Origin of the sequence: Devosia sp. (assembly GCF_036676215.1) — a bacterium.
Taxonomy (GTDB): Bacteria; Pseudomonadota; Alphaproteobacteria; order Rhizobiales; family Devosiaceae; genus Devosia.
The window spans coordinates 1-6,021 of the sequence record NZ_JAKFDJ010000095.1 but is presented as its reverse complement, the minus strand read 5'-3'; the positions used below and the strand labels follow the sequence as shown (position 1 = coordinate 6,021).

Here is a 6,021-nt window from a genome sequence, read left to right as displayed (position 1 = left end):
GCAATTGCGATGCTCAGCGACTGCATCACCGTTTTGACTACTTCCGCGCAGTCGACCGCCCGCATTGGTTTGCGCTTGGTGCCAATGCGGGAATAGGCCAGCAGATCGTCGATCAGCGCCTGCATGCGATGCGCGCCGTCGACCGCATATCCGATGAATTCATGTCCGTCCGCGTCCAGCCGATCCTGGTAGCGTCGTTCGATCAATTGCAGGTAACTGGCCACCATGCGCAGCGGCTCCTGCAGGTCGTGCGACGCAACATACGCCAGTTGTTCGAGCTCGGCATTCGAGCGCGCCAGTTCCTGCGAACGTCGCGCCAGCACTGTTTCGGCCAGCTTGCGCTCGACGATTTCCAGCTCGAGGCGCTGATTGCTTTCCTTGAGTTCGGCGGTGCGTTCCTGCACCCGCTTTTCCAGCGCGTCATGGGCTTGGCGCAGCGCGTCCTCGGCGTGCTTGCGTGCTGTGATGTCCATGGTTGTGCCGATATAGTCGTCGATGCTGCCCGACTCCGTCACGATGGGCTTGCCCACTGCCTGCAAATATTTCACTTGCCCGTCGGAGGGAGTGATGCGGTATTCGCAGTCGAATCCGCTGCCTTTCCGGATTGCCTCATCCAGGATGTGCCTGATGCGTAATTGATCGTCAGGGTGCACCAGTTGCAGGACCTGTTCGAAAGTCGGCGTCATGCTTGCCTTCGGATCCATGCCGAAGATCCGGTAATGCTCCTCCGACCAGACCACCGCGCCGGAGGAGACATTCCAGCCCCAGCTTCCGGTATGGCTGATCTTTTGTGCTTCGGCCAGGAAGGCCTCGCTGCGGCGCAGTTTTTCCTGCGCTTGCACGCGCTCGGTAATGTCCTCGCAGACGATCAGGACAATCAACTGGTTCGTTTCCCTCACTACCGCCTTCGCCGTTTCGCGGACCCACAGCATCGAACCATCCTTGCGGATCTTGCGGATTTCCCAGTTCACCGTCCGGCCCGGCTGTTCCAGGCAGTCTGCGACGTGCCGTCGTGCCTCGCTCTGCACGGTCTCCGGGAACACCTGCAGCACAGAATGGCCAACCAGTTCATCGACTGTGTAACCGAGCTGCTCGGCGCCCGCCGTGTTGACCGAAATAACGCTACCCGATGCGTCAACGATGAAATACATGGTCGGGTTATTTTCGAACACGTCGCGCCATTGTTCCTCGCTCCTGCGCAGCACCTCCTGTGTACGTTCGCGTTCGCTCAGGTCGATCACGAATGCGATCCCGGCCCCCGGCGCCCCGGCCACCAGAGCCGACCAGACGATCACCGGCACGCGGGTGCCGTCCTTGCGGATGTACTCCTTTTGGTAAGGTATGCATGTCCCGCCGCTGCGCAACTCGTCTTCCGCCCGCGTCGTCGCCTCGCGAAATTCGGGCGGCGTCATTTCCTTCCAGTTGATCCTTCCCGCCGCCAGGTCTTCGCGCGTATACCCTACGATGTGCAGCAATTTGTCATTGGCGTCATTGATGCCGCCGCGCAGGTCCGCGGAAAAGACGCCGACGATATTCGACGCCACCAACTGGTGGATGCGCTCTTCGGGCTCCGTTATGCCGCCCTGCACCGGTGCAGGGGGAAACCTGTCGGGCACGACCGGCAATACGGCGGCGCTGCGGTCTTTCGTCAGTTCGACAAGCTGGATGAATACGCCGCCGCTTTCCATGGCGCTTTCATCGCGGATGGGGCTAAATGCCAGGGTTACAAAGGTTTCCTCGAGACGCCCCGCGCGTTCGAGGAAGATGCGTTGGTCGTTGAGACAGCATGCCTTGCCCGCTCTGGCCAGTTCCAATGCCTCGCTTATCGTGGGCCATGTCGAAGGCCAGCATTCCCTCAAGGCCCGTCCCATTGATTGCGGGTGACTCACGCCGCAAAAGGCACGGAAGGAATCATTGTAGATAAGGGCCGATTGCGGTCCCCACGCAATTGCCGACGGGAGAGGGGAGTCGAAGCAAAGGCATAATACCGCACACAAGCTTTGCGGCCACAATCGGCGCGGCCCCAGTGGAGTTTGCGACCAATCCATGGAGCGGATCAGCGCCCCCATTTCGCCGCCGTCGATCAGCCAGCCACACTGGGTGGAGCAGGAGAAGAGGGGGTCTGAAGACATCGTCATGTCAAGCTTCCCGACTGGAGCGTACGGCCGAGTATGCCGCCAGCTTCATCTCGAACCTAAAGGAGCAGTTGCTAAGATAGCTTATACGTCATGACCGAAAGCAGTGCAAGGGAAAATGTGCGCCCGAATCCCGCCAGCTTCCAAACGCCCGCGGCTGCATCCAAAATGTCGCATCGTGGCGGCCCAGGTGGATCGAAAAGATGGAAAACATGGCTTGTGCGGGTACCCCGCGTTCGTTTGATATCGAACAAGGGACTGACAGGTCCCGAGCCGAAAATGAGCACCTCGACCTGAGTATGCGGGTGCACCATGGCAAACGACAAAGCAGCATTTAGTTCACGACCTCGCCGGCGGGCAGGCGCCAGCGCATTGCTCGCCATGGCCGCGTTATGCCTGCTGTGCAGCATGCCGCAGCCAGTGGCCGCGGAAGCGTTCCCCCGGCTGGAGCGCTATGTCCCGCCCACGCTGCCTTCGGGCGCCCGGGTTCCCACCTGGCTGTCCGACAAGGAAGATGGCCAGTGGCCCATGCCTGCAAAAAACTTTGCAAGCACGCGCTACAGCGGCCTGAACCAGATTACCACCAGCAATGCAAAACAGCTTCGCCTGGCATGGACCTTCTCGACCGGCCAGACCAATGGCCACGAGGCGGCTCCCGTCGTCGTCGACCAGGTCATGTATGTCGTCACGCCGTTTCCCAACGTCGTCTACGCGCTTGACCTGAGCAAACCAGGGGGCGCCAAAAAATGGGAGTACCGGCCCGAACCGGCAAGGGCCGCCCAGGGCGTCGCTTGCTGCGACGTCGTCAACCGCGGCGTCACCTACGCTGCCGGGAAGATCCTGTTCAATACCCTCGACAATCACGCCATCGCCCTCGACAGCAAGACCGGCAAGGAGCTCTGGAAGACCCGCCTTGGCGACATCAACATGGGCGAGTCCATCACAATGGCGCCGCTGGTCGTCAAAGGCAAAATGTTGGTCGGCAACAGCGGCGGCGAAATGGGCGTGCGCGGCTGGCTGAAGGCGATCGACATCGACAGCGGCACGCTGCTGTGGACGGCCTACAGTACCGGGCCCGATGCCGACGTCCTGCTCGGCCCCGGCTTCAAGCCCTTTTATGCCAAGGACCGGGGCAAGGACCTGGGCGCGGGCAGCTGGCCGCCCGGTGCCTGGAAGATCGGCGGCGGCACCGTCTGGGGCTGGATCTCCTACGATCCAGAACTGAACCTTATTTACTACGGGACGGGCAATCCGGGCCCGTGGAATCCGGACCAGCGGCCCGGCGACAACAAGTGGACCCTGTCCATTTTTGCCCGCAACCCGGACACCGGCCAGGCGGCCTGGGCCTACCAGATCGAGGCGCACGACCTGTATGACTACGACGGCGTCAATGAACTGGTCCTGCTCGACCTGCCGGTCGCAGGTCGCCAGCGCAAGGTGCTGGTGCGGCCGGAGCGCAACGGCCACATGTATGTGATGGACCGCGCCACCGGCGAGGTGTTGTCGGCCAACACCTACGCGAGCGTCAACGTCACGCGAGGAATCGACCTCAAGACCGGCGAACCCAACAAGGTCAAGGAGAAGGAAACCGGTCTGGGCAAGACCGTGCGCAACATTTGCCCGGCCGCGCCCGGGGCCAAGGACTGGCAGCCGAGTGCGTTCTCACCGAAGACCGGGCTGCTGTATATTCCGCACAATAATCTTTGCATGGACTTCCGCGGCACCGAGGTCAACTACATCGCCGGCACGCCCTACGTTGGCGCCGAGGTCCACATGTTCGCCGGGCCGGGCGGGCACCGCGGGGAATTCTCGGCCTGGGACCCGGTCGCCGCGCACAAGCTGTGGAGCATCAAGGAACTGTTCCCGGTCTGGAGCGGCGCGGTCGCCACGGCGGGCGACGTGGTTTTCTACGGCACCATGGACCGCTGGTTCAAGGCCGTCCATGCCCGCACCGGAGAGACCTTGTGGCAGTTCCGGGTCGACTCCGGCATTGTCGGCCAGCCAGTCACTTATCTCGGCGGCGACGGCAAGCAGTACGTGGCCATCCTGTCCGGCGTTGGCGGCTGGGCCGGCGCCATCGTCTCCGGGGAGCTCGACGCCCGCGACGGAACCGCGGCGCTGGGCTTTGTCAACGCCATGAAAGACTTGCCCGAGCATACGGGCGAGGGCGGCCAGCTATACGTGTTCGCGCTGCCATGAGCAAGCGCGCCACCACCATGAGCACCGCGATCGTCATCATGGCGCTGCTGTGCGGGTCGCTGGCGGCCGCGCCGGCTCGCCAGTTGCGGGTGTGCGCCGACCCGAACAACCTGCCGTTCTCGAACGAACGAGGCGAGGGTTTCGAGAACAAGATTGCCGCGATCCTGGCTGACGAGTTAGGCGCTTCGCTGCATTACACCTGGTGGGCGCAGCGCCGCGGCTTTGTGCGCAACACGCTCAAGGACGGCCGCTGCGACCTGCTGATCGGCGTGCCCGGCCAGTTCGAGCTGGCCTCGACCACGGCGCCTTACTACCGGTCGAGTTACGTTTTCGTCTACCGCAAGGACCGCAACGACCGGATCGACTCGTTCGACGCGCCCGCGTTGCGCAAGCTCAAGATCGGCGTGCACCTGATCGGTGACGACTACGCCAATACCCCGCCGGCCCATGCGCTTTCCGGCCGCAACATTATTCACAACGTGGTCGGGTTCACGATTTACGGCGACTACCGCGAACCCGATCCGCCGGCCCGCATTATCGACGCCCTCGCTGCCGGCGAGATCGACGTGGCCGTCGTCTGGGGGCCGCTGGCCGGCTTTTTCGCGCCGCGCGCCGCTGTTGCACTCGAATTCGTCCCGGTGGCGCCGCAGGTGGAGCAGGGCGTGCCGCCGATGGCGTTCGACATCGCGATGGCGGTGCGCCATGGCGATGGCGGGTTCAGGCAGGAAATCGAGGCCGCCATCGGGCGCAGGCGAGCCGATATCGACGCGGTGCTGGCCGCCTACGGCGTGCCCCAGGCGCCCGCCCGCGCCCGGCCGGGAGAAGCGAAATGATGGCACGGGGCACACATGCGATCCGTGACGGCGCAGCCGCCGCGCTCTTGTTGCTGCTGGCAAGCTGTGAGCACGACTTGGGTCGCGCATCCCGAGCAAGGGCCACGCCGCCTGCCACGGCCGTGACGCCGCGCACGCCCGTGCCCGCCGCCGCAGCTGCCAAAACACCCAATCCCTACCAGGGAAACGTGATGGCGATAAACGAAGGCAAGCGGATGTATCACTCGTTCAACTGCGTCGGCTGCCATGCCGCAGGCGGGGGCGCCATAGGGCCGGCCCTGATGGACGAGAAGTGGGTCTACGGCAACAGTGCCGCCGCCATTCATGCCGCCATCCTCGATGGCAGGCCGAATGGCATGCCGAGTTTCCGGGGCAAGATCCAGGACGACGACGCCTGGAAGATCGCGGCCTATGTCCGCTCCCTGAGCGGGCTCGACACCCGGCTGCCCGAGGGAAGCACGGGCCTGCCCCCGCAGCAATAAGCCCCGCGCAAGCTCCAAGTAGCGCCGAAGCCGCTACGCCAGGATCGCGGACGGCAGTTACCAGCCTGACGCGCCGCCTCAATCCGCATCGACGAGCCGTTTAACAGCACTAGTTGGCAATCTGCAAGCTGGCTCCCAAGGGGTGATCAATCCAGCCGCGCTCGTCATTGCTGAGGGGGAAAAGTCCCTCTATTCGTGGCTTAAATGACATTGGCTCTACGGTACGCTGTGAGGCATGTCATTCAGCTTAGGAGCCGTGAAAAAATAAGTGTGACAGTTGGGCGGCTCCGGCGGGAGGCGATGCAAGGCGCGAGGAGTCATAGCGAGCTATGGCGACGACGAACAACGCGGCAGCGCGCCCGCCGGAACCGA

General features: G+C 63.3%; 4 protein-coding genes. 3 read left to right on the top strand and 1 reads right to left on the bottom strand.

All coding sequences use genetic code 11. From position 1 onward, the window contains the following. Window positions 1-1,814, bottom strand: a 1,814-nt coding sequence (locus V6M52_RS09750) for a PAS domain S-box protein (RefSeq protein ID WP_332700875.1), incomplete at its 3' end; no start/stop codon positions are given. Window positions 1,815-2,516: 702 nt separating this feature from the next. Between V6M52_RS09750 and V6M52_RS09745 the strand changes: the two genes are divergently transcribed. The 3 genes from V6M52_RS09745 to V6M52_RS09735 are packed head-to-tail and all read left to right on the top strand — an operon-like array spanning window position 2,517 to window position 5,649. Further along, window positions 2,517-4,334 carry a methanol/ethanol family PQQ-dependent dehydrogenase gene (locus V6M52_RS09745; protein WP_332700876.1) on the top strand — a complete coding sequence of 606 codons (1,818 nt, stop codon included), beginning with the start codon at window positions 2,517-2,519 and terminating at the stop codon, window positions 4,332-4,334. Then, window positions 4,331-5,167 (top strand): substrate-binding domain-containing protein, encoded by an 837-nt coding sequence (locus tag V6M52_RS09740; RefSeq protein ID WP_332700874.1) that lies wholly within the window; start codon window positions 4,331-4,333, stop codon window positions 5,165-5,167. The genes V6M52_RS09745 and V6M52_RS09740 overlap by 4 nt, the downstream gene beginning before the upstream one ends. Continuing rightward, window positions 5,164-5,649 (top strand): c-type cytochrome, encoded by a 486-nt coding sequence (locus V6M52_RS09735; protein WP_332700873.1) that lies wholly within the window; start codon window positions 5,164-5,166, stop codon window positions 5,647-5,649. The genes V6M52_RS09740 and V6M52_RS09735 overlap by 4 nt, the downstream gene beginning before the upstream one ends. The last annotated feature ends 372 nt before the right edge of the window (window positions 5,650-6,021 follow it).

What these genes read in the sequence shown, in the direction of transcription:
- V6M52_RS09745 (WP_332700876.1), top strand. Translation starts at nt 2,517, where the DNA reads ATGGCCGCGTTATGCCTGCTGTGCAGCATGCCGCAGCCAGTGGCCGCG.
- V6M52_RS09740 (WP_332700874.1), top strand. Translation starts at nt 4,331, where the DNA reads ATGAGCAAGCGCGCCACCACCATGAGCACCGCGATCGTCATCATGGCG.
- V6M52_RS09735 (WP_332700873.1), top strand. Translation starts at nt 5,164, where the DNA reads ATGATGGCACGGGGCACACATGCGATCCGTGACGGCGCAGCCGCCGCG.